This is a genomic window from Niveispirillum sp. FG156 (genome assembly GCF_057809555.1).
This window is the reverse complement of record NZ_JBMDKE010000022.1, coordinates 77,886-100,627: the sequence shown is the minus strand read 5'-3', so window position 1 is coordinate 100,627 and position 22,742 is coordinate 77,886. Positions and strand designations below refer to the sequence as shown.

The window sequence follows — 22,742 nt, the reverse complement described above, 5'->3', positions numbered from 1 at the left end:
GTTGTGATGGGCGGATCATGGCGCGGGCGTCGCAGCGGCGCGATTACCTGTGGCGTAATAAGGAAAAGAAAAAGGGCCGCCCGGTGAAGCGGCCCTTGATCTTGGTTACTTTCCCTTCACGGCACTGAAACTGCCGCCTTTCAGCGTGACCTCTGTGGTCACGGGCAGTTCGGCGGCTGACGCGCCCAGCCAGACCTTGTAGCGACCGGGCTTCACCACCCATTCCTTCTTGGCCACGTCAAAATTGGCCAGCAGGCGGGCATCGACGGGGACGGAGAAGCGGCTGCTGGCGCCTGGAGCCAGTTCCAGCTTCTGCCAGCCGGCCAGACGCTTGGGCGCCTCCCAGCCGCCGCCGACGGGACCGATATAAAGCTGCGGCACGGCCTTGCCGGCCCGTTCGCCCTTGTTGGTGACGGTGCCGGACAGGGTCAGGGTGCCATCCGATCCGACCTCCGCCTTCAGGCCGCTAAAGCTGAAATTGGTGTAGGACAGGCCATAGCCGAAGGGGAACAGCGGCTTGTGGCCCTTCTGGTCGAACCATTTATAGCCGACGGCGGCCCCCTCCCTATAGGAGACGTCGAACTTGGTCCCATCGGGGAGGCCTTCGCCGTCCAGCTTGGGACGCGGCAGCTGATCCAGGCTGGCGGGGAAGGTCACCGGCAGGCGTCCGCTGGCATCCACCTCGCCATAGAGCACGCGGGCAATTGCCTCGCCGCCGGCGGTGCCGGGATACCAGGCGGCCAGGACCGCGCCGACATCCTTCAGCCAGGGCATGAAGACGGGGCCGCCCGACTGCACCACCACGATGGTGCGCTTGTTGGCCTTGGCGACGGCGGCGACCAGCGCATCCTGATTGTCAGGCAGGGTCAGGGCGAAATCCATCGCCTCGCCCGTCCACTGGTTCACGAAGACGATGGCCAGATCGCTGTCGGCGGCCAGTTTGGCCGCTGCCGCCGGGTCGGTGCCGGCATCGAACGCGACACCACCGCCGGCGCGGGCCTGGATGGCGGCCAGGGGCGGGTTGGCGTGATAGACGATGGGGCCGGGGAAATTCTTCGGCCCCGTGCCCGGCACGGGATTGCCGCCGCGCCCGAAGACGGTGGAAGAACCCCCGCCCGACATCACGCCCTTGTCGGCGTGACCGCCGATGACGGCGATCTTTTTTGCACCTTCCGCCAGGGGCAGCAGATCACCCTGATTCTTCAAAAGGACAATGCCTTCCTCCGCGTCGGCGCGTGTGATCTTGGCATGGGCATCATAGTCGATCTTGTGGTCTTCGACGGCGACGGGATTGTCCATCACGCCATGCGCGAATAGGGCGCGCAGGATGCGGCGGTTCATATCGTCAAGACGGGCCATAGGCACGGAGCCATCGGCCAGCGCCTTGCCCAGCAGATCGGCGCCGAAGAACATCTCCTTGTCGAAGATATAGCCCGATTCCTGATCCAAACCGTTGTTGGCGGCCTTGGCGGTGCTGTGGACGGCGCCCCAGTCGGACATGACATAGCCCTTATAGCCCCAATCCCCCTTCAGTACCTTGTTCAGAAGGAAGTCGTTTTCGCAGGCATAGTCGCCGTTATAGCGGTTGTACGCGCACATGACGGAGCCGGGGTTGGACCGTTCCATGGCGATCTCAAAGGCCAGCAGGTCCGACACGCGCGCACCCGCTTCATCAATATTGGCGGACAGGACGAAACGGCCCGTCTCCTGTGCATTCAGGGCGTAATGCTTGATGGTGGAAACGATGTTGTTGGACTGAATACCGCTGATCTGGGCGCCGACCATGATGCCGGCCAGAAGCGGGTCTTCCGTCCCATATTCGAAATTGCGGCCATTGCGGGGTTCACGCACCAGATTGATGCCACCGGCCAGCATGATGTTGAAGCCCGACAGGCGCGCTTCCTTGCCGATCATGGCGCCACCCTGCCGGGCCAGCGCGGGATTCCAGGTGGCCACGGTGGCGATGCCGGCGGGCAGGGAGGTGCGCTCGCGCATCGGCTCGCTCGAGTCCCGCTGGGTTGCCACGCCGACGCCAGCATCGGTCTGCCACTGTGCCGGGATGCCCAGACGGTCGATGCCGGGGATATAGCCAGCCGAACCCATGCGGATGCCAGCGGGCGGAACATAATTGCGTTCCTTGAACGGCGATCCGAAATAGCCGAAGACCAGCAGCTTCTTCTCTTCCACCGTCATTTCGCGCAGCAGCAGATCGGCGCGCGCATCGGCGGAAAGAGAGCTGTCCATCCAGGGACGGGCGGCCGGGGCCGTGGTGGCGGTGGCCGGTGCCGCATTTTCGGCGGCCCGCGCCGTGCCAGCGGACAGAGCCGTGGCCAGCAGCAGGGTGGACATGAAGGCCCGCATCTTCCTGTTATTCATTGCCGTTTCTCTTTCGTCGTTTATGGCACAGGCCGAGGATCGGATGATCCAGCGTCCTCCCGCATCAATTTTCATCCTTTGAAGGAGACAGGTTTTCCGCCACCGAATTGATGACTTCTCCTGCTCCTCCCAAAGGCGTTCCCCCGGCATTGGCGGCGGGTGGTTCATTCTCCATAGTAGCACCAGCGTATCATCGCACCAGTGAAATCAGACAACGTTGTCTGATTTCTGTCTGTCCCAACATTCGTAAATCCTCTCTTAACCGTGACATCCTGGCAACAATGAATGGATTGGGGGGCCTGTGGGGTAAGGGTGTGTTAGGGAAATGCTTGAAATCCCGTGATTTGGGCGCATGCGTCTCGCAGTCGCGGAAACTTTCAATAAGCCAATCCACCATGGATTATGCGTTTATATCCCAGACAGCCCATGTTCGCGCTGTCACTTTGTATGACAACGATGACATATAGCGCTTGACATCAAACCGGCCTGTCGTAAATTCAGAACCACTAAGGATGGGAGCGTGTGACGAAACACGCCGGATGGGTGGGGAAACAAACCGAGCGGCTAAATAAATAGCCCGAAGGAAAATATCAGACGCATGGCACCCTGAACCGGTGTTCTGCGAATGATCCCGCGCATTCTGGCGCCAAAAAATCACACGTAAAACTTTGCTCTGAGGGAGGATCTCTTGACAGGGATGCATTCAATGCTTGGTCGCGGCATGGCCGTGGCCCTGCTGGCAAGCGCGTCGCCGTTCGCGCTGGCATCGACCGCCATGGCCCAGGCCGCACCGGCAGCCACCGATACGCTTGATGAAATCATTGTTACCGGCGTGCGCGCTTCGCAGCAGCGCTCGGTCGATGTCAAGCGCAACCAGACGGCCATTGTCGATGCCATCTCGTCCGAAGATATCGGCAAGCTGCCGGACGTGACCATCGCGGACAGCTTGCAGCGCGTTCCCGGCATTCAGATCCGCCGCGACGCCGGCGAAGGCTCGACGGTGAATGTCCGCGGTCTGCCGCAGGTCATCACGATGCTGAACGGCGAACAGTACCTGTCCGCCGGCAACCAGGGTGAAGCCAAGCCGAACCTGACCGACGTTCCGGCCCAGCTGATGAACGCGGTCGTCGTCTATAAGAGCACCGAGACCAAGAACGCCCTGTCGGGCATTTCCGGCACCATCGACCTGCGCACCCGTCGTCCCTCCGACATGCCCTATGGCTTCTCCGCCTCCGGCGCTGTGGAAGGCCAGACGGGCAAGGACACGAAGGAAAAGGATTACCTGGCCAACGGTCTGTTGGCCTATCGCGGTGACCGTATCGGCGTGCTGGTGTCTGCTGCCGGCAGCCAGTCTAATCTGGGTAACAACTTCTCCGGCGTGGCGCCGGGGCCCGGCGTCGGTGGCCTGTCCGGCAACAATGACTGGGGCGGCAGCAATCCCAACCAGTTCATCTCGCCGCACGGCTTTGAAAGCTTCAAGAAGGAAACCGAGCGCGACCGTCTGTCCGTGTCCGGTGCGTTCGAAGCTGATCTGGGGGAAGGCTTCACCTTCCTGGCCGAAGGCTTCTACACCAAGATGGACGAGTATAACCGCGCGGCCGGTTTGAACATCTCAAACCGCTGGTCGGGCGACGCTTTCGGCGTCTGGACCAAGCCGACCGACAGCACGCCGGTCAGCGGCGGCAACTGGCTGGCCGTAGATGAATATGACATTGACGCCTGGTGGGTGAACTCCTTCTCGGTCAACCGCGTCAACAAGTCCGAGTCCAAGAACTACAACGCGGAATTGAAGTACGACAATGGCGGGCCGTTCAAGATGGAAGCCCGGGCCATGCGGTCGGATGCTGACCGTCTGTCGATGAATGGTCAGGCCCAGGGCGATCTGTCGAACTGGAAATACGCGCCGGGCCGTTTCACGCTGTTCCGTGACGCCAATGATCGTACCCGCGGCACCTTCTATCCGGCCTCCATCGCCTCGACCTTCCCGGCCTCGCGCTACACCAACAACGTCGTTGGCAGCCTGGGTGGTCGTTATGTCGACCCGAACCCGCTGGGTTATGGCCAGAACCCGCAGTTGCACTATGACATTTCGGGCAGCAGCCCGGTTTGGTCCGGCTTCGACAAGGTCATCTCCGGTGGTTTGGGCGCGGGCAAGACCCTGACCGACTACATGGCGAACAAGGACAGCTACGCCATCGGTGCCTTCTCGTCGGAAGGCAATAACGAGGCGAAGTCTGACCTGAACGTTTATCGCATCGACACCCACTACGATTTCGAGGAGCCGCTGGGTGGTTTCCTCAACAAGATCGATGTGGGTATCCGCCGCGCCGATCGTTCCGTGTCGATCGAACAGTTCCACCTGTTCTCCAACTTCTACCAGGGCAAGGGCGTGAACGCCGCCGGTCAGCCGAACACGTCGGGCTGCTCGGCCCAGTGGAAGGCCATCGACGTTGTCATGAACCAGAACCAGTGCCAGGCCGGCGAATTCGTTCGCGACCCGGTCACGGGCCAGCAGGTGTTCCAGGGTTACACGGTGAACGCGCCGACCCGCCTCGACACGTATAATAACGTGATCTGGGTGGACAATATGGGTTCCATCACCAAGGGCATCCCTGGCTTCTGGGCAATCGACCCGCGTGACTTCGACGATCCGGAGGCCTTCCATAAGAAGGTGTTCGGTGGTGCCGACCGCGCCATCATTCCCGGCCAGTCCTATGCCGTCGATCTGACGGAAGACAGCGGCTATCTGAACACCACGTTCGAGTATGGTCGCCTGTCCGGTACCGCCGGCGTGAAGATCATCCGTACCGAGCTGCAGGTTCGCCAGAATATCACCGGCGACACCCTGAACTATGGCGACACCAACATCGATGCCGGTGACGTCGTTTCCAAGCGCAGCTATTACGACTACCTGCCGGCTGTGAACGCTTCGTATGACGTCACTGACGATCTGCGTTTGCGCTTCAGCTACAGCAAGACCATGCAGCCGCTGGACCTGCTGAAGTATGGTGGCGCTCTGAAGATCAACACGGCGGATGATCCGGGCCTGGGCATTCGTGTCGTGACCAGCGCTGAGGCCAGCGGTAATCCCGATCTTGATCCATGGCGTGCGGATAATTGGGACGCGGCCATCGAATATTATATCGGCGACGCCAGCATGCTGAATCTGGCCGTGTTCCGAATGAATATTGAAAGCTACGTCGTCACCCGCACGACCGCCGACGGTCGTTATCCTGACCAGGACGGCGTCATTCGCCGGACGGTCAACGTGACCCGTCCGCAGCAGGGTGAAGGCGGTCGCGTTGAAGGTGTTGAAGTTGGCGCCAAGCTGTCCTTTAAGGACTTCCTGGACAATGACAGCTTCATTTCCAACTTCGGTGTCGACACCAACTACACCTACTCGCCCTCCGAACAGACGCTGTCGTCGGGTAAGAAGCTGCCGTTCTCTGACAACTCTAAGCATCAGTACAACCTGATCGGCTGGTACCAGGACGATAATTTCCAGGCACGTATTGCTTACAACTTCCGTAGCAAGCGTCTGGAAAACACGTTCAAGGACTTCCCCGTCTATCAGGATAGCACGCAGTTCGTTGACGTGAACCTGAGCTACAACATCAACGAAAAGATCACGATTTACGCCAACGGTTCCAACATCACCGGCGAGATCGAGGATTACTTCGTGGAGTTCGCACCCGGCACCACCCAGTACGCCTGGCAGAACGAGTATGAAAGCCGTTACACCGTTGGTGTCCGCTTCAAGTGGTAATCATCGTGTAGGTTGAGTACGAGGGCGCCGCCGGGACGTGATCTACGTCAAGGCGGCGCCCTTTTTTCTTTGCCATTCCACTGTACAATCCCAACAAATCTGCCTGGAAGAATGAAGATGCCCAGCGATAACCGTATTCGTGAACTGGTCATTGTCGGTGGCGGTACGGCAGGTTGGATGACGGCTGCTTCGCTGGCCAACCATTTCCAGGGATCGGGGATGAAGATCACCCTGATCGAAAGTTCCGCCATCGGCACCATCGGGGTGGGGGAGGCGACGATCCCCACCATCCGCCGCTTCTATCAATCGCTGGGTCTGCGCGATCTGGATGTGCTGAAGGCCACGCATGGTACGGTGAAGCTGGGTATTCGCTTCGATGGCTGGCTGAACAAGGATAGTAGTTTCATCCATCCGTTCGGTGTCTATGGCCAGGATTTACGCGACATTCCCTTCCACCAATATTGGCTGCGTCTGCGCGCCGCTGGTGAGAAGGCAGACCTGGGTGATTATTCGCTGGCAGTGGCCCTTGCGCGCGGCGGGCGGTTCACGACCCCGTCGCCCAACCCGCCATCCACCTTGTCGGTCTTCGACTGGGCCCTGCATTTTGATGCCGGCCTGTTCGCGCAGCTGATGCGGCAGACGGCGGAAAAGCTGGGTGTTCGGCGTATCGACGCCAAGATCGAAAAGGTCGATCTAAACCCGGAGAACGGCCATATCACGGGCTTGCTGCTGGATAGCGGCGCCACGGTAGGGGGCGACCTGTTTGTCGATTGCTCCGGCTTCCACGGGTTGCTGATCGAAGGCGCGATGAGTGCAGGGTATGAGCATTGGGGCCAGTGGCTGCTGTGTGATCGCGCGCTGGCGGCGCAGGGACATGCCATCATTCCGCCGCCGCCCTTTACCCGTGTCACGGCGCACAATGCCGGCTGGCGCTGGACCATCCCGCTTCAGCACCGGACCGGTCACGGCTACGTCTACTCCAGTCGGCATATCAGCGACAGCGATGCCGAGGCTGAACTGCTGGCCGCGGTGGGGGGGGATCTGAAAATGGCACCGCGCCGCATCGCCTTCACGCCGGGCCGCCGCAAACAAGCATGGAAGGGAAACTGCGTTGCCATCGGCCTGTCGTCAGGCTTTCTGGAACCGCTGGAAAGCACGTCCATCGCCTTGATCGAAACGGGTATCGACAAGCTGAAGCAGCTGTTTCCGGGTCGGGATATCGATCCGCTGCTGGTCGATGAATATAATGACTGGAGCCGGCGGGAGATGGAGCGGGTGCGCGACTTCATCATCCTGCATTATTGGCTGAACCGGCGCGAGGATACGGAATTCTGGCGCGACTGCCGGGCCATCGAGTTGCCCGACACATTGACCCGAAAGGTTGAGATGTGGAAGCGTCGGGGACACATGGTCCGCTATCGCTGGGAGATGTTTCAACCGGCCAGCTGGCTTGCCATCTATGCCGGGTTTGATTTCCTGCCCGACGGTTACGATCCGGCACTGGACGGGTTTGATGTGCCTAGCCTGTCGCGCGGGCTGGCTGGCATGCGCAAGGCCATTGCCGATACGGTGGCCGATTGCCCCACACATCAGGAATTTATCGACCGGTACGCCAAGGTCGCGCCTTAACCAACAAGAAATCGGACAAGAGGGAACGTCATGAAGCCGTTGAACAAGATCGTCATCGCCGGGGGCGGTACGGCCGGCTGGATCACCGCCGCCATGCTGTCCTTCATGACGAAGGGAACGGGCACCGCCGTCGAGTTGGTTGAATCCGATGAAATCGGTACAATCGGTGTGGGCGAGAGCACCATTCCGCCCTTCGTCGTACTGCTGCGCAGTCTGGGGATTGATGAGCAGGATTTCATCAAATCGACCAATGCCAGCTTCAAACTGGCCATCCGGTTCGAGGATTGGTTCAAGAAGAACCAGCATTATTACCACCCGTTCGGCACGCTGGGTGGGTTGATCGACAATCACGAATTCTATCAATGCTGGCTGCGGGCCAAGGCGGCGGGCCATCCGTCGGAATTGCAGGATTTCGCGGCGGCCACGGTGATGGCCGACCAGATGAAATTCCTGCTGCCCTTCAAGGCGCCGCGCACCATGATCGCGTCTGCGTCCTATGCGCTGCATGTCGATGCCAAGCGTGTGGCGCAGTATCTGCGCCGCTATGCCGAAGAACGTGGCGTGACGCGGACGGAGGGGCGGATTAACCGGGTGCGCACCCATCCCGACGGGTCCATTGCGGGGCTGGACCTGGCCAATGGCAAGGTTGTCGACGGCGATTTCTTCATCGACTGTACGGGCTTCCGTGCCCTGCTGATTGGTCAGACGTTGGGCGTGGGCTATGTCAGCTGGGCCGATGAGCTTTTGTGCGACCGGGCCGTGGCGGTGCAGACGGAGAATACCGAGGATGATGCCGATGTGCATCCCTACACCCTGTCCCAGGCGCAAGATTGCGGCTGGCGCTGGCGCATTCCGCTGCAACACCGGGCGGGCAATGGCTATGTCTATTCCAGCCGCTTCCTGTCGGATGATGAGGCGGTAGCGACCCTGATGCGTCAGGTGAAGGGCCGCCCCCTGATCGAGCCGAACATCATCCCCTTCAAGACTGGCATGCGGGCCAAGATGTGGGAAAAGAACTGCGTGGCGCTGGGTCTGGCCGCCGGTTTCATTGAGCCGCTGGAATCAACGGCCATCCATCTGGTTTATCGTGCCGTTGATTACCTTTTCCGCTTCTTCCCCGACGGCGATATCGACCCGTCACTGCAGGCCGAATTCAACCGCCGTGTCGCGGCAGAGTATGAGGAAGTGCGCGATTTCATCGTGCTGCATTACTGCACCACCCAGCGCGACGACACGCCGTTCTGGCGCGCGGCCCAGCGTACGCCGATCCCGGCCAGCCTGCGCGCCCGCATGGACCTGTTCAAGGCGACCGGTATCCTGCGCCAGGGGCTGGAAGAACTGTTCGGGGCCGCCAGCTGGCAGTCGGTCTATGAGGGCATGGGCGTGCGTCCGGCGCGGTATCAGCCGTTTGTGGACAAGGTACCGATGAGTGTGATTACCGAAACGCTGGACCGGTCCGCCCCGCTGCTGAAGGCACAGGTCGCGGGTCTGCCGCATCATGCGCAGTTCCTGCGCGACCATTGCCGCGCCGAACGGGATTTTTAAGGCATCGGAATGCCGGTTCACCGCCGCGCGGGCGGGGCGGTGGACCGGCGGATCACCACATGGTGGGGCAGCACGCGATGGGCCTGGGGTGCAGGCTCACCCGGCTGCTTTTTCCGTGTCAGGATATTCACCAGGATTTCCGCCGCCGCATCGGCCAGTTCCTGGATGGGCTGCTTCACCGTTGTCAGAGGCGGCCAGACCATTTCGGCCAGTTCTATATCGTCGAAACCGACCACCGACAGGTCGCCCGGCAGGGACAGGCCCCGGTCATGGGCCACGGACAGGACGGCGGCGGCCATTTCGTCGTTTGACGCAACAATGGCCGTCGGCGGTTCGGCCAGCGACAGGAGACGGCGGGTGCAGGGCAGGGCGGAACGGTAGGTGAAGCCGCCCTGCTCAATGATCTCCGGGTCCGGTTCCAGCCCATATTCGCGCAAGGCGTCGCAATAGCCGGAATAGCGCAGGCGGGTACCGGCATGATGTTCCGGCCCCTTGATGAAGCCGATGCGCCGGTGACCGAAGGCCAGCAGATGCATGGTCAGATCGTTGGCTGCCGCCCGCTCATCGATCCGCACCGAGGAACCGCCGTCGCGTTCATGCTGTGGCGTGACGCGGACATAGGGAATATTGGCGCGTTCGATGACGCTGATGACGGTGTCATTGTCCGTGACGGGCGCGGTCAGGACGACGGCGTCCAGGTTCAACTGATTGACCAGCTTGCTGACACGGTCTTCCACATCGTCGCCGCGATAATCGATTTCCTCGATCAGCAGGTGATAGCCCTGGTCGCGGAACCGGGTCAGCAGGCCCATCTGGATCTGGCCCGTATATGGACCGCCGGGGTCACCATAGACATGAGCGATCAGGTAGGATTTGTCGCCCTTCAGGCTCTGCGCCGACTTGTTGGGCTGGAACTGCAATTCCGCCATCACACGCTGAACACGTTCGCGGGTTTCCGCGCTGACATAGCGTTCATTGTTCATGACGCGGGAAACGGTCTTGATCGACGCGCCGGCGGCGCGGGCCACATCAATGATCGTCGGCTTGCGATCTGCCACGATGGAACACCTGTGCATAAAGGCGGCCAGAGGTCGGCGCCCCGGCACTCAAATTTCACGGAAACCAGCCGCTTGGCAAGCATCAGATAACGATGTCAGGTTTTCGGCAAGAGCGCTTGGGCGTCAGTGCGGGCGTCCGTCTGTCCCTGGACATGACAAAGCCCCCGGACGGTTTCCCATCCGGAGGCTTTCCCTGTCATACCCTGTGCCGCCGCCCGTGTCAGAACGGGCTGATGGCTTCCAGGACCTGCTGACCCCAGCGCGGGGCCTGCACATCGGTGATGTGGCCGCGACCGCCGTAAGAGATACGGGCCTCGGCGATCTTTTCGTAAGAGATGGTGTTGGCCGACGTGATGTCTTCGGGCCGGATGATGCCGGTCAGGGTCAGTTCGCGCACCTCGTTATTGACGCGCACCTCCTGCTTGCCATTCACCACCATGTTGCCATTGGGCAGAACCTGCACGATCAGGGCGGCCACCTGCAGGTTGATCTGCTCCTGACGCTGGATCTGGCCGGTACCCGTGCTGTTGGAGGTGCCAGACGCGCTGATCAGGCTGCCGGGGTCGACGGCATTGGGCAGGATGTTGTTGGTGGAGGATTCCAGACCGAACAGGTTGGGGATGCCCATGCTGTCGCTACCGTCCCGGGTGCGGGTCGTGTTGTTCTGCATCTGGGCGCGGTCATTGATCTGGATCGTGACGGTCATGATGTCGCCGACGCGTGCCGCGCGCTGATCCTTGAAGAAGGCGCGGGCACCGGCCCGCCACAGGGAATTGGCCTGGCGTTCCTGCACCGGCGCTTCGGGCATCGGCAGGCGCACGGGGCGGTAGCTGGGATCGCGCGAAGGGTCCTCAATGCCCGACAGAGCTGGGGTCTGTCCGACCGCCGCCAGCTTGTCCGTCACACAGCCGGTCAGCGGCAGGACGGTCAGCGACAGCAGCAGGGCGGTGCGGATGGAGGGGCGGACGGTCAGGGCACGGGCGGACATTTCGGTTCTCCTTACCGGGCCGCCTTCTTCGACGGGCCCGACACTTGGCTGACAGGGGCGATGACCGGGTTGGACGGGTTGACGGTCACCAGATTGGGACCGGCCACCACGGCCTCGATCACTCTGTTGGAGGATGTATTCACAATCCGTACCAACTCGCCCATGCCACCATCAGAAAGTGCCTTTCCCGATGCTGTCAGGCTCATTGTCGTGCTTTGCAGAAGGATGGTGACGGCCTGACCCTTGCCCACCACCACCGGTTCCCGCACGTCGCGGACATTCACCGCCTGGTTCGGGGCAACAGCCCGGCGCAGGGTTTTGCCAATCATTTCAGATGCTTCAACAACAGCGCCGGCCTGCACCCGGTCGCGCGGCTGTCGCAGATAGGTGATGTCACCATCCCCGATCACTTCACCCACCGCCATACGGCGGGCCAGCACGGGCAGTTCCACCATATCCATGACGCGGGCGCCGATGGTCTGACGCACCACCTCCGGCCCGGTGGCCGGGGCAATGATTTCCGCGGTAACGCGGCCACGAACCGTGTCATAGGCAAGATTTTCCACGCGCACCGAGGCATCGTTGCCGGTCGGGAGGAACAGGCTGAGCGTGCGGTTATCCAGCAGCACATCGGCCTGACCGCCGACCCCGGCATCGCGCAGGGCCAGACGCAGCCCATCGACGATGGCGTCGTTCGTCACCTGTACCGAGGCTCGTTCCACCACGATCCGATCCGCCCCGCCCGACGCACGCCAGTCGATGCCATTGCTGGCCGCGATGCGCGACAGGGTGGGGGCATCCAGGCTGGCGCGGCGGCCCGGAACGGGGGCAACCATGACCGCGCGGGTCGCGACATCGGGTTCCAGCCCGTCGAACAGGTCACCCAGCAGAATTTGCCCATCGGCCACACTGGCAGCCGGCTTCAGCGTGGCGGCCTGCGCGGCGGTGCCGGACAGCAGGACAGCGGCGAGCATCAGGGCGGCGAAGCGGGTCATGACGAAGGCTCCGAAAACGGGGTGGGCAGAAATGACCTAGTGACTCAAATCAGCGCAGCTGGCTGACCGACTGCATCATCTGATCCGTGGTGGAGATGACGCGGGAATTCATTTCGTATGCGCGCTGAGCGGTGATCAGCTGGGTGATCTCGGCAACGATATTGACGTTGGAGGTCTCCAGCGTGCCCTGCATCACGCGGCCAAAGCCGGGGCCGCCGGGATTGCCGGTGATGGCCTGACCGGAAGCCGGGGTTTCCAGCAGCAGGTTGTCGCCGATGGCTTCCAGACCCGCCGTGTTGGGGAAGGCCGCCAGCTGGATCTGGCCCACATTCTGCGGCACGGTCTGGCCGTCAATCTTGGCCAGGACCTCGCCGTTCGGGTTGATGGTGATATCCACGGTGTTCTGCGGTACCACGATGCCGGGCTGCACCTGATAACCATCGGCGGTGACCAGGGTACCTTCTGCGTTCAGCTGGAACGAACCGGCGCGGGTATAGGCCGTTTCGCCGTTGGGCAGCTGCACCTGGAAGTAACCCTGGCCGTTGATGGCCACGTCCAGCGTGTTGCCGGTCGGGTTGATATTGCCCTGTTCGTTGATGCGGTAGATGGCGGCGGCCTTGACGCCCAGACCCACCTGGATGCCCGACGGGACGATCGTGCCGGCATCAGACGAGGTGGAGCCCACGCGGCGCTGGTTCTGGTACAGTAGGTCCTGGAATTCGGCCCGCTGACGCTTGTAACCGGTCGTCGTCATGTTGGCGATGTTGTTGGAGATGGTTTCGACATTCAGCTGCTGGGCCAGCATGCCGGTGGAACCAATGGAGAGGCTGCGCATGGTTTCTATCCTTCTAGCTGGCTGGATTACTGAACGCGGGCGAGCTTGCCGATGGCGCCGCGGATGCGTTCATGTTCGGTGTCGATCATCTTCTGGACGCTCTGGTAGGTACGCAGGACATCGATCATCTGCGTCATCTCCACCACGCTCTGAACATTGCTGCCTTCGATGGCGCCCTGGGTGATCTGGGGCTGTTCGACGGCAATTTCTTCCTGGTTGGCTTCATACAGACCGCCGCCCAGTTCCATCATCCGCTGCTCGTCAGCGAAGGTCACAACCTTCAACTGACCCAGCTGACCCTGCTCCGTGGTGACGGCACCGTTGCCGGCGATATGGATCTGGGTGGCGTCGACGGGGATGACGATACGCTGGTTGTTGGTGTCCAGCACCGGCAGGCCGGAGCGGTCCACGATCTCGCGGTTGGTGTTCAGCTGGAACGCGCCGCCACGGGTGTAACGGGTGCCGGTCAGCGTTTCGACAGCGAAATAACCGTCACTGCGCAAGGCAACATCCAGTTCGTTGTTGGTCACGGTGATGGGGCCGGCGTCGACATTGCGCTGCAGACCGAAATCCTGAACGAAGCTCATCCGGTCGCCCTGACGGTCGGGACGCTCCAGATATTCCAGGAACAGCATGCGCTGCGACTTGAAGCCGGTGGTGTTCATGTTCGCGATGTTATTCGACACCACGTCCAACTGCCGGCGCAGGGCTTCCTGGCGGGACAGGGTGATGTAGAGTGAATTTTCCATCGCTCGAATTCCTCATGCTGGCCAGGGGCCGTTGCTTGCCAGGATTAAAAGCAAACAGCGTGCCAAGTCTGGGGAGTGGCGGAAATCCGCCCTTTTCGGTTGCGCGGGGAAAGGGGGCGGCAAATAATGCCGGGATCATGATCCTGCCCGATATCCTGGCCCCCGACCTTCACCTTGTCTTTTGCGGAACGGCCCCGTCGCGCGTATCCGCCGCCAAGGGCGCCTACTACGCCAATCCCGGCAATGCCTTCTGGCCTACGCTGGTTCGCATCGGTCTGGTGCCCGATGGCTGGCGGGCCGCTGACTTCATCCGTATGAATGAGTTGGGCCTGGGCCTGACCGATCTGAACAAGGTGGAGATCGGCAATGATGTGGACCTGACGCCGGACGGGTTCGACATTCCTGGCTTCATGGTCAAGATGCGCGCCCATCGCCCTGCCGCCATCGCCTTTACCAGCAAGAACGGCGCGCGCCTGTTCCTTGGCCCCAAGGCGGTGATCCCGTGGGGGCGGCAGCCGGAGGATTGGGAAGGCATTGCGCTTTTCGTTCTGCCCTCGCCATCGGGGCAGGCGCGGGCCAGCTTTGACATCGGGCCATGGCGGGAGGCGGCGGCTTTTGTGAAGACCTACCGTAGGTCAGGTCGAGCCGGAGGCTAGCCCTGACGGAAACGGCTTTCAATCCATTTACTGTCAGGGCTCGGCTTGCACCTCGACCTGACCTACGGCATGTTAGGTTTGTGGGAAGCAACCGGCATCAGGGACCAAGGACATGCCCGATCAGGACGATATCGATGCCATGTTCGGCGAAATGGCCAGCGGCGGTTCGGTCCGCGCGCTTCCCGAACAACAGGAAATCTCCGCCGTCTACGACACGGAGGTGGAGATGAGCGTCGTTCTGGGCACGTCCAATATCCGCGTGCGCGACCTGCTGAAGCTGGGCCGTGGCGCTATCGTGGAACTGGACCGCAAGATTGACGACCTGTCCGACATCGTTGTCTCTGGCCGCATGGTTGCACGGGGCGAGGTGACGATTGTCGAGGACAAGATCGCCGTCACCTTCCGTGAGTTCGCACGCATCAATAACTGAGGGCAGGGGCCGTTGGTTGCACTTGCCAAATGTTATGTGTCTGTTATGTTCATGATGTGTTCCAATCATGAACGGGCGGATGGCCGTGGATGTTCTGGCTCCCCAGGCATTGAAGGGCAGGGCGGCGGTCAGCAACCAGGGTTCCCGGTTTGACCGGGAAGAACGGGTGCGGATCGATGATGGCTGGGGCTGTGATGGTGGCCTGCCGGAAAAGGTGCGGACCGTGGTTATGGCCGACACGGCGCGCAGCATCATCAGCCGCAATGACAGCCCCGATGTGCCGTTCGAAAGCTCCGTCAACCCATACCGGGGGTGTGAGCACGGGTGCGTTTACTGTTTTGCCCGGCCCACCCACGCCTATCTGGGCCTGTCGCCGGGGCTGGATTTTGAGACGCAGTTGTTCGCCAAGCGCGATGCGGCCCAGTTGTTGGTCAAGGAACTGCGCTCCCGCTCCTATGTCTGCAAGCCGCTGGCCCTGGGGGCCAATACCGACCCCTATCAGCCGATAGAGCGGGAGGAGGGTATCACGCGAGAGATATTGGCTGTTTGCCGGGACTTCAATCAACCGGTCAGCATCATCACCAAATCAGCCAATGTCCTGCGCGATCTGGATATCCTGGCGCCCATGGCGGCACAGGGGCTGGCGCGGGTGGCCATGTCCATCACCAGCCTGGACCGCGATCTGGCCCGGACCATGGAGCCGCGTGCCAGCACGCCGGGTAAGCGGTTGGACGCCGTGCGGGCCCTGTCAGGGGCGGGGGTGCCGGTGGCGGTGCTATCCAGCCCCATGATCCCGGCCCTGAACGACCATGAGATGGAAGCCATTCTGGAGGCGGCGGCGGAAGCGGGGGCGACGGCGGCCAGCTATATTCTGCTGCGCCTGCCGCTGGAGATTGCCGACCTGTTCGGGGAATGGCTGCGCGAACATTATCCTGACCGGGCCGAACGGGTGCTGTCGCTGGTCCGGCAGACGCGGGAGGGGGCCCTGTACCGGTCAGACTTTTCGACCCGGATGAAGGGAACGGGTGCCTATGCCGAATTGCTGCGCAGCCGGTTCCGGCTGGCCGTCAAACGACTGGGTATGGACCGCCGGACCTGGGACATGGATTGCTCTCGCTTCAAGGTACCCGGCGCGCCGGTGAAGCAGCTGTCGTTGTTCTGACCTATGCCCAGCGCAGCCGTTCGCGCAGGGCCAGGACGCGTTCGCCGTAATCGCGACCACGCGCCTCATCCATCCAGGTATGGTAACGGCCAATGGCGCGGGCCGTGTCGCCGGGCAGGCTGTCCAACGCCTCGCGCAGGATGCCGGCCCCGATACGCAGATTGATGCCGGGATGCAGCAGGTGGCTGATATCGGCCACGCGATGGCCGTGCCAGCGCACATTTACCTGCATCCAGCCCAGGTCTGCATCCTTCACCTCCTCGGCGGGCAGACGGTGGATCAGGTCCATGGCCGCCTTGAAATTCTCCGGGAAGTAGGACTCGACAGTCGTGCGCACGGCATAGGGCCAGGGGCCGGTGCGGCCCTTCCGGTCCTGCCGGCTTTCGACATAGGAAACGGCATAGAGCAGATAGGGGTCCAGCTTCGCCAGACGACCCGTCTCTTCCCAGATGGTTCCGGCCAGGGTGAAGGCACGGGCAGGCGTTGCGGCCAGACATAAACCACCCGCCGCCAGACCCAGCAGGGCGCGGCGCGACAGGGTAGGGCTGAAGGGCATGGTCGTCATGCCCTTTTCTTACGCCGCCCGTTCCGTCCCGTCCAGATAGGCTCAGCGTTTACGCCGTGTGGGCTGGGCATGCGCCGAGGCCATGCGAAGGGCGGCGTCCAGTTCCGGTTCGGTCAGGTTGGTAAGTGTCGCCTGGGTCCAGCCCTGCCATCCCCAGCCATTGGGAATGGCGGCGAAGGCATCGGCGGCCACCAGGCATTTCTGTTCCTGCTCCTCCGGCGTGAACTTGAAATTCGCACTTTTGCCGTCCGGCCCCAGGGTCACAAAGATACGGGCCACACGGAAGGCCGCGCGGTCCATGTGCGGCTGCTCCTCCACCCCCGGCAGCGCCAGGGCCAGCCGGCGCAGATCATCCCCCGTGGCCATCCGCCATTTCCCCCTGTTTCGTGCGCAATTTATAAAGCAATTATTAACCAATGACGCCGATTTCTTGCGCCCCGCTGCCGAAAAGGGTAGCCTTCGCAGCGCAGCATGATGGGGACAGGGGTATTTCAGCGTGGGGCATTCGGCCAGTGCGGCGCATGACGCGCCGCGTTCCTCCTTCGGTGCCCTGTTTCTATCCGCCATTGGCGTGGTGTTCGGCGATATCGGCACCAGCCCGCTTTACGCCATGAAAGAGGCCTTTGCCGGCCCGCACCCGCTGCCGGTGGACCGGATGCATGTGCTGGGTGTGCTGTCGCTGGTCTTCTGGACGGTCATGTTGGTGGTGTCGATTAAGTATGTCGCCATCATCATGCGCGCCGATAATGAAGGCGAGGGCAGTTCCTTTGCCCTGCTGGCCCTGTTGCAGAAGGCCTTGTCCAGCAACCCGCAGATGACGGCGCTGGCCGGCACACTCGGCGTGTTCGCTGCGGCTCTGTTCTATGGTGACAGCGCCATTACGCCGGCCATTTCCGTTCTGTCGGCGGTGGAGGGGTTGCAGGTCGCGGCCCCCAATCTGGCGCCATGGACGGTACCCATCGCCATCGCCATCCTGGTGGCCCTGTTCGCGATCCAATCGAAAGGCTCGGCAGCGTTGGGCGGGGCGTTCGGCGTCGTCATGCTGATCTGGTTCGTGGTGCTGGCCGTGCTGGGCATCAGCAATATCGGCAAGGCGCCGGGGGTGCTGGCGGCCCTGTCGCCGCATTATGCCGTCGCCTTCCTGGCCCATGATGGCTGGATTGGGTTCCTGGCGCTGGGCTCCGTCGTCCTGTCGGTCACGGGTGCTGAGGCGCTTTATGCCGATATGGGCCATTTCGGGCGCGGGCCGATCCGGCTGGCGTGGTACATGCTGGTCTGGCCGGCCCTGATGCTGAATTATTTCGGACAGGGCGCGCTGCTGCTGACCAATCCTGAGGCTGCGGCGAACCCGTTCTTCTTCATGGGACCGGCCTGGTCGGCGGTGCCTATGGTGATGCTGGCAACGCTTGCCACCATCATCGCCAGTCAGGCCGTGATCTCTGGCGCTTTCTCTGTCACGCGGCAGGCGATCCAGTTGGGCTATCTGCCGCGCATGAACATCATCCATACGTCCGAGAAGGAGATGGGGCAGATCTATATGCCCTTCATCAACTGGGCGCTGATGCTGGCCGTGGTGGCGCTGGTCCTGGGTTTCGGTAGTTCGACCAATCTGGCGTCGGCCTACGGTGTTGCCGTGACCGGCACCATGATGATCACCACCACCCTGGTGGCGCTGCTGGCCTTCAACCGCTGGGGCTGGAACGGCAAGTTCGCCGTCGGGTTCTTTGTGCTGCTGCTGGCCGTGGACATGGCCTATTTCCTGGCAACGGCGACCAAGATCACGCATGGCGGCTGGTTCCCGCTGGCGGCCGGCCTACTGGCCTTCACGCTTATGACCACCTGGAAGATGGGGCGCAAGCTGCTGCATGCCAAGCTGCGCGACAGCGCCATGCCCCTGCAGGAATTCCTGGGCACCCTGTCCTCGCGCATCTCCCGTGTGCCCGGCACGTCGGTGTTCCTGACCTCCGATCCCGATGGCGTGCCGCTGGCCATGCTGCATAACCTGAAGCACAACCACGTCCTGCATGAGCGCGTGGTCGTGATGACAGTGAAGGTCGTGGAGCGGCCGCGTGTGCCGATTGGCGAACGCATCGTGTCGGAGAAGCTGCGCGACGATGTGTTCCGCGTCACCATGGTTTGCGGCTTCATGGACGATCCCGATGTGCCCAAGGCCCTGGCCAATGCCAAGCGCACGGATTTGGGCTTTGATTATGAGCCGCTGCGCTTCTCCTACTTCCTGACCCGCGAAACGGTTGTGCCCTCGGCGGAGCCGGGGATGGCGCCATGGCGTGAAGAGCTGTTCGCCTTCATGATGCGCAGCGCCACCACCACCGCCGACTTCTTCCACCTGCCGCTGAACCGCGTTGTGGAACTGGGTGGGCATGTGGAGATTTAGCTCCCCCGCCGATAGCGGGCCGGCGTTGTGCCCGTCCATTGCCGGAAGGCGCGGTTGAAGGCGGCGGGTTCGGCAAAGCCCAGTTGGGCCGTGATGTCGGCAATGGAAAGGTCGGGCCGTGCCAGTGCCGCCCGCGCCATGTCCAGGCGCAACCGGTCCTTGATGGCCTGATACGACGTGCCTTCCTGGCGCAGCATGCGCCGCAGCGTGGCGGGCGAACAGCGCAGCAGTGCCGCCACCTCATCCGCCCCCGGCCAGTCGGTGGGGCGGCGGCGGCGCAGCAGGTTGGCGACGCGACGACCGAACCCGTCCGGATTGCGGTACTTAACCAGGAAATTTTCCGGCGCCTGGTTCAGAAAGGTCTTCGCCGACCGCCTGTCCTGCGCCACCGGCAGGGATAGGGTGTCGGCGTCGAACCAGAGCTGGCATTGGTCGTGTGAGAAGCGCAGCTGCGTGCTGAACAGCACGAAATACTCCGCCGCGTGTGGTGGCTCGGGATAGGGGAAGCAGGCTTCCTCAATCACGATGCGCCGCCGCGCCAGCCAGCAGGCGATGCCATGCATATAGACGAACAGGGTCTCCACCGCGAAGACCGGCAGGTGATGACCGGGCCTTGTCGGCGCGATCTCCAGCGCTGCCCGCCGCCCGTCCCGCCGTACGGCGACACGCAGGTCGTCAAAAATCGTGTTATAGGCGCGGCAGAGTAGGCCCAGTGCGCCTCCGACATCACCACCGCCTTCCAACGCCAGCAGACAGGACAGGGCGAAGCTGCCCACCTTCATGCGGCGGCTGTCCTGTCCAAAGAATTCATCATCCAGCAGCTGCGCCAGGATACGCAGCAGGGTGGCATGGGCCTGGACCGGTACGCGGGCCGATGGCTGATGCAGCAAGGCGGGATCGATGCCGGCCTTGCGCAGGATGGGCGCCGGCTCCATACCCCGCGCCATCGCCCCGTTCAGGGCGGCGGCCACGAAATGGATGGAAACGCTGCCCTTCTCCACCTTACCAACCCATTCGTTATTGACATAAGTGATCAGGAAATTTGATCGCAACGGTTATGGCTGATCGGAAGCGACAAGTCTACGCTATGCCCAACCAATCAATATCGACGCCAGAGGAATGCCATGACCGACCCCATCGTGATCGTGTCCGCCGCCCGCACCGCCATGGGCGGCATGATGGGTGACCTGTCCGCCCTGACGGCGGCCCAATTGGGCGCTGTTGCCGTGAAGGCCGCCGTGGAACGGGCCGGGATTGCTGGCGACAGCGTTCAGGAACTGCTGATGGGCAATGTGCTGCAGGCGGGCCAGGGGCAGGCGCCGGGCCGTCAGGCGGCACTGGGCGCGGGTCTGCCTCTGTCGGTCACCTGTTCCACCATCAACAAGATGTGCGGCAGCGGCATGAAGACCACCATGCTGGCCCATGACCTGATCCTGGCCGGTAGTGCCGACATTGTGGTGGCGGCGGGCATGGAAAGCATGTCGAACGCACCCTATCTGCTGGACCGGGCACGCGGCGGCTATCGCTATGGCCACGCCACCATGTATGACCACATGGCGCTGGATGGGCTGGAGGATGCCTATGAACGTGGCCGCGCCATGGGCACCTATGCAGAGGACACGGCAGCGTATTTCGGCTTTACACGTGAGGCGCAGGATGCTTACGCCCTGGAAAGCCTGCGCCGCGCCAAGGCTGCCGTCGAGGACGGAACTTTCGATCTTGAGGTGGTTCCGGTCACGGTCAAGGGCCGTGGCGGCGATACAATCGTGTCGCGCGATGAACAGCCCGGCAAGGGCCGTCCGGACAAGATCCCGACCCTGAAGCCCGCCTTCCGCAAGGATGGCACCGTCACGGCGGCCAATAGCAGCTCCATCAGCGACGGGGCAGCCGCCCTGGTCCTGATGCGTGCCAGCGAGGCGGAAAAGCGGGGCCTTTCTCCCCTGGCCAGGATCGTCGGCCATGCCAGCCACGCCCGTGCCCCGGCCTGGTTCACGACGGCGCCGGTTGGTGCCATGCAGACCCTGTTCGCCAAGACCGGCTGGACGGCCAAGGATGTTGACCTGTTTGAGATCAACGAAGCTTTTGCCGTCGTCGCAATGGCGGCCATGAAGGAACTGGACCTGCCGCACGACAAGGTGAATGTGCATGGCGGCGCCTGCGCCCTGGGCCATCCGATCGGCGCGTCGGGCGCGCGTATCCTGGTGACCCTGCTGAATGCGTTGAAGAAGCATGGGCTGAAGCGCGGCGTCGGCTCACTCTGCATCGGCGGTGGCGAGGCGACGGCCATGGCGGTCGAGCTGGTGTGAGTGTGGGCGTAGGTCAGGTCGAGCCGAAGGCGAGCCCTGACAGAGAAGGCTTTCAATCCATTGCTGTCAGGGCTCGGGCTGACGCCCTCGACCTGACCTACGGTTCTGGCAGGGAACACAGATGATCCTCACCGAAGAACAGACCATGATCCGCGACATGGCACGGCAGTTCGCGCGCGAGCGGCTGGCGCCCGGCGCCGCCGAACGTGACCGGACAAGCCGTTTTCCCGCGCAGGAACTGCGGGAGATGGGGGAATTGGGTCTTCTGGGCATGGTGGTGCCCGAGGAATGGGGTGGGGCAGGGGCCGATGCCGTCGCCTATGCCCTGGCGATTGAAGAGATCGCGGCGGGGGACGGCGCCATCTCCACCATCATGAGCGTGCATAATTCCGTCGGCTGTGCCCCCATCCTGAAATTCGGCAATGCCGAGCAGAAGGAACGCTATCTGCGTGCCATGGCGTCGGGCCGGATGCTGGGCGCCTTCTGCCTGACGGAACCGCAGGCGGGGTCGGATGCATCGGCGTTGAAGACGCGGGCGGTCAAGGATGGCGACCATTATGTGCTGAACGGCGCCAAGCAGTTCATCACCAATGGCCAGAATGCCGGCGTTGCCCTGGTCTTTGCCGTCACCGATCCGGCGGCGGGCAAGAAGGGGATTTCCGCCTTCCTGGTGCCCACCGACAATCCGGGCTACAAGGTGGCCCGGCTGGAACATAAGCTGGGGCAGCGCAGTTCCGATACCGCGCAGATCCTGCTGGAGGATGCGCGCGTACCGGCCTCTTCCATGCTGGGCAATCCGGGGGAGGGGTACCGTATCGCGCTGGCCAACCTGGAAGGCGGGCGTATCGGCATCGCGGCACAGGCCGTCGGCATGGCGCAGGCAGCGTTCGAGGCGGCGCGCGATTATGCCCGTGACCGGACCTCCATGGGCGTGCCGATCATCGACCATCAGGCCGTGTCTTTCCGTCTGGCCGATATGGCAACCCGGATCGAGGCGGCGCGGCAACTGGTCCTGCACGCCGCGAGCCTGCGCGGGGCGGGGCAGCCCTGCCTGAAGGAAGCGTCGATGGCCAAGCTGTTTGCGTCGGAAATGGCCGAACGTGTCTGCTCTGACGCCATCCAGACCTTCGGCGGCTATGGCTATGTCGAGGATTTCCCGGTTGAGCGCATCTACCGTGATGTGCGCGTCTGTCAGATTTATGAAGGCACCAGCGATATCCAGCGTCTGGTGATCGCCCGCAACCTGTGACAGGGATGGCGGGCGGGCCAGTATGGCACCGCCCGCTT

At 62.5% G+C, this 22,742-nt stretch carries 18 protein-coding genes; 9 read left to right on the top strand and 9 right to left on the bottom strand.

The annotated features are described in order from the left end of the window. Window positions 1-105: 105 nt before the first annotated feature. Window positions 106-2,376, bottom strand: coding sequence for a beta-glucosidase family protein (locus tag ACODSP_RS15495; RefSeq protein ID WP_488966469.1), 2,271 nt, complete (start codon window positions 2,374-2,376; stop codon window positions 106-108). A 697-nt stretch (window positions 2,377-3,073) separates the two neighbouring features. On the opposite strand from ACODSP_RS15495, the gene ACODSP_RS15490 reads away from it, so the two are divergent. The 3 genes from ACODSP_RS15490 (at window position 3,074) to ACODSP_RS15480 (ending at window position 9,316) form a co-directional block, all read left to right on the top strand. Further along, window positions 3,074-6,142 carry a TonB-dependent receptor gene (locus tag ACODSP_RS15490; protein ID WP_488966468.1) on the top strand — a complete coding sequence of 1,023 codons (3,069 nt, stop codon included), beginning with the start codon at window positions 3,074-3,076 and terminating at the stop codon, window positions 6,140-6,142. Between the two features lie 117 nt (window positions 6,143-6,259). Next, window positions 6,260-7,771, top strand: a complete 1,512-nt coding sequence (locus tag ACODSP_RS15485) for a tryptophan halogenase family protein (RefSeq protein WP_488966467.1) — start codon at window positions 6,260-6,262, stop codon at window positions 7,769-7,771. A 30-nt stretch (window positions 7,772-7,801) separates the two neighbouring features. Next, a complete protein-coding gene (locus ACODSP_RS15480; RefSeq protein ID WP_488966466.1) occupies window positions 7,802-9,316 on the top strand; it encodes a tryptophan halogenase family protein in 1,515 nt (504 codons plus the stop codon). Window positions 9,317-9,333: 17 nt separating this feature from the next. Here the strand turns inward: ACODSP_RS15480 and ACODSP_RS15475 are convergent, their stop codons facing one another. The 5 genes from ACODSP_RS15475 to flgF form a co-directional block, all read right to left on the bottom strand. After that, window positions 9,334-10,374: a LacI family DNA-binding transcriptional regulator gene (locus ACODSP_RS15475; RefSeq protein WP_488966465.1), complete on the bottom strand. Its 1,041-nt coding sequence runs from the start codon at window positions 10,372-10,374 to the stop codon at window positions 9,334-9,336. Window positions 10,375-10,594: 220 nt separating this feature from the next. Continuing rightward, entirely contained in the window at window positions 10,595-11,362 is a 768-nt protein-coding gene (gene flgH, locus ACODSP_RS15470) for a flagellar basal body L-ring protein FlgH (protein WP_488966464.1), read from the bottom strand. Window positions 11,363-11,373: 11 nt separating this feature from the next. Further along, window positions 11,374-12,357, bottom strand: a complete 984-nt coding sequence (gene flgA / locus ACODSP_RS15465) for a flagellar basal body P-ring formation chaperone FlgA (RefSeq protein ID WP_488966463.1) — start codon at window positions 12,355-12,357, stop codon at window positions 11,374-11,376. A 49-nt stretch (window positions 12,358-12,406) separates the two neighbouring features. Beyond that, window positions 12,407-13,192, bottom strand: a complete 786-nt coding sequence (flgG, locus tag ACODSP_RS15460; protein ID WP_488966462.1) for a flagellar basal-body rod protein FlgG — start codon at window positions 13,190-13,192, stop codon at window positions 12,407-12,409. Between the two features lie 26 nt (window positions 13,193-13,218). After that, on the bottom strand, window positions 13,219-13,941 hold the full coding sequence (gene flgF / locus ACODSP_RS15455; protein ID WP_488966461.1) for a flagellar basal-body rod protein FlgF: 723 nt from the start codon (window positions 13,939-13,941) through the stop codon (window positions 13,219-13,221). 137 nt (window positions 13,942-14,078) lie between these two features. On the opposite strand from flgF, the gene ACODSP_RS15450 reads away from it, so the two are divergent. The 3 genes from ACODSP_RS15450 (at window position 14,079) to ACODSP_RS15440 (ending at window position 16,189) form a co-directional block, all read left to right on the top strand. Further along, window positions 14,079-14,597: a mismatch-specific DNA-glycosylase gene (locus tag ACODSP_RS15450; protein ID WP_488966460.1), complete on the top strand. Its 519-nt coding sequence runs from the start codon at window positions 14,079-14,081 to the stop codon at window positions 14,595-14,597. 112 nt (window positions 14,598-14,709) lie between these two features. Further along, entirely contained in the window at window positions 14,710-15,027 is a 318-nt protein-coding gene (gene fliN / locus ACODSP_RS15445; protein ID WP_245924247.1) for a flagellar motor switch protein FliN, read from the top strand. Window positions 15,028-15,094: 67 nt separating this feature from the next. Further along, complete coding sequence (locus ACODSP_RS15440; protein ID WP_488966459.1) at window positions 15,095-16,189, top strand: PA0069 family radical SAM protein; 1,095 nt, start codon at window positions 15,095-15,097, stop codon at window positions 16,187-16,189. A gap of 1 nt (window position 16,190) precedes the next feature. Here the strand turns inward: ACODSP_RS15440 and ACODSP_RS15435 are convergent, their stop codons facing one another. Continuing rightward, the gene (locus ACODSP_RS15435) at window positions 16,191-16,754 is read right to left on the bottom strand and encodes a lysozyme family protein (protein ID WP_488966458.1); all 564 of its coding nucleotides are present in this window, start codon (window positions 16,752-16,754) and stop codon (window positions 16,191-16,193) included. Between the two features lie 42 nt (window positions 16,755-16,796). After that, the gene (locus ACODSP_RS15430; RefSeq protein WP_488966457.1) at window positions 16,797-17,120 is read right to left on the bottom strand and encodes an MmcQ/YjbR family DNA-binding protein; all 324 of its coding nucleotides are present in this window, start codon (window positions 17,118-17,120) and stop codon (window positions 16,797-16,799) included. Window positions 17,121-17,250: 130 nt separating this feature from the next. On the opposite strand from ACODSP_RS15430, the gene ACODSP_RS15425 reads away from it, so the two are divergent. After that, the gene (locus ACODSP_RS15425; protein WP_488966456.1) at window positions 17,251-19,149 is read left to right on the top strand and encodes a potassium transporter Kup; all 1,899 of its coding nucleotides are present in this window, start codon (window positions 17,251-17,253) and stop codon (window positions 19,147-19,149) included. Here the strand turns inward: ACODSP_RS15425 and ACODSP_RS15420 are convergent. Beyond that, window positions 19,146-20,201, bottom strand: coding sequence for an AraC family transcriptional regulator (locus ACODSP_RS15420; protein WP_488966455.1), 1,056 nt, complete (start codon window positions 20,199-20,201; stop codon window positions 19,146-19,148). The two genes, ACODSP_RS15425 and ACODSP_RS15420, sit on opposite strands and share 4 nt — an antisense overlap. A 72-nt stretch (window positions 20,202-20,273) precedes the next feature. Here ACODSP_RS15420 and ACODSP_RS15415 point away from each other — a divergent pair, with 72 nt between their 5' ends. Both ACODSP_RS15415 and ACODSP_RS15410 read left to right on the top strand, forming a co-directional pair. After that, on the top strand, window positions 20,274-21,455 hold the full coding sequence (locus ACODSP_RS15415) for an acetyl-CoA C-acyltransferase (protein WP_488966454.1): 1,182 nt from the start codon (window positions 20,274-20,276) through the stop codon (window positions 21,453-21,455). 121 nt (window positions 21,456-21,576) lie between these two features. Further along, the gene (locus tag ACODSP_RS15410) at window positions 21,577-22,704 is read left to right on the top strand and encodes an acyl-CoA dehydrogenase (protein WP_488966453.1); all 1,128 of its coding nucleotides are present in this window, start codon (window positions 21,577-21,579) and stop codon (window positions 22,702-22,704) included. Window positions 22,705-22,742: the final 38 nt, after the last annotated feature.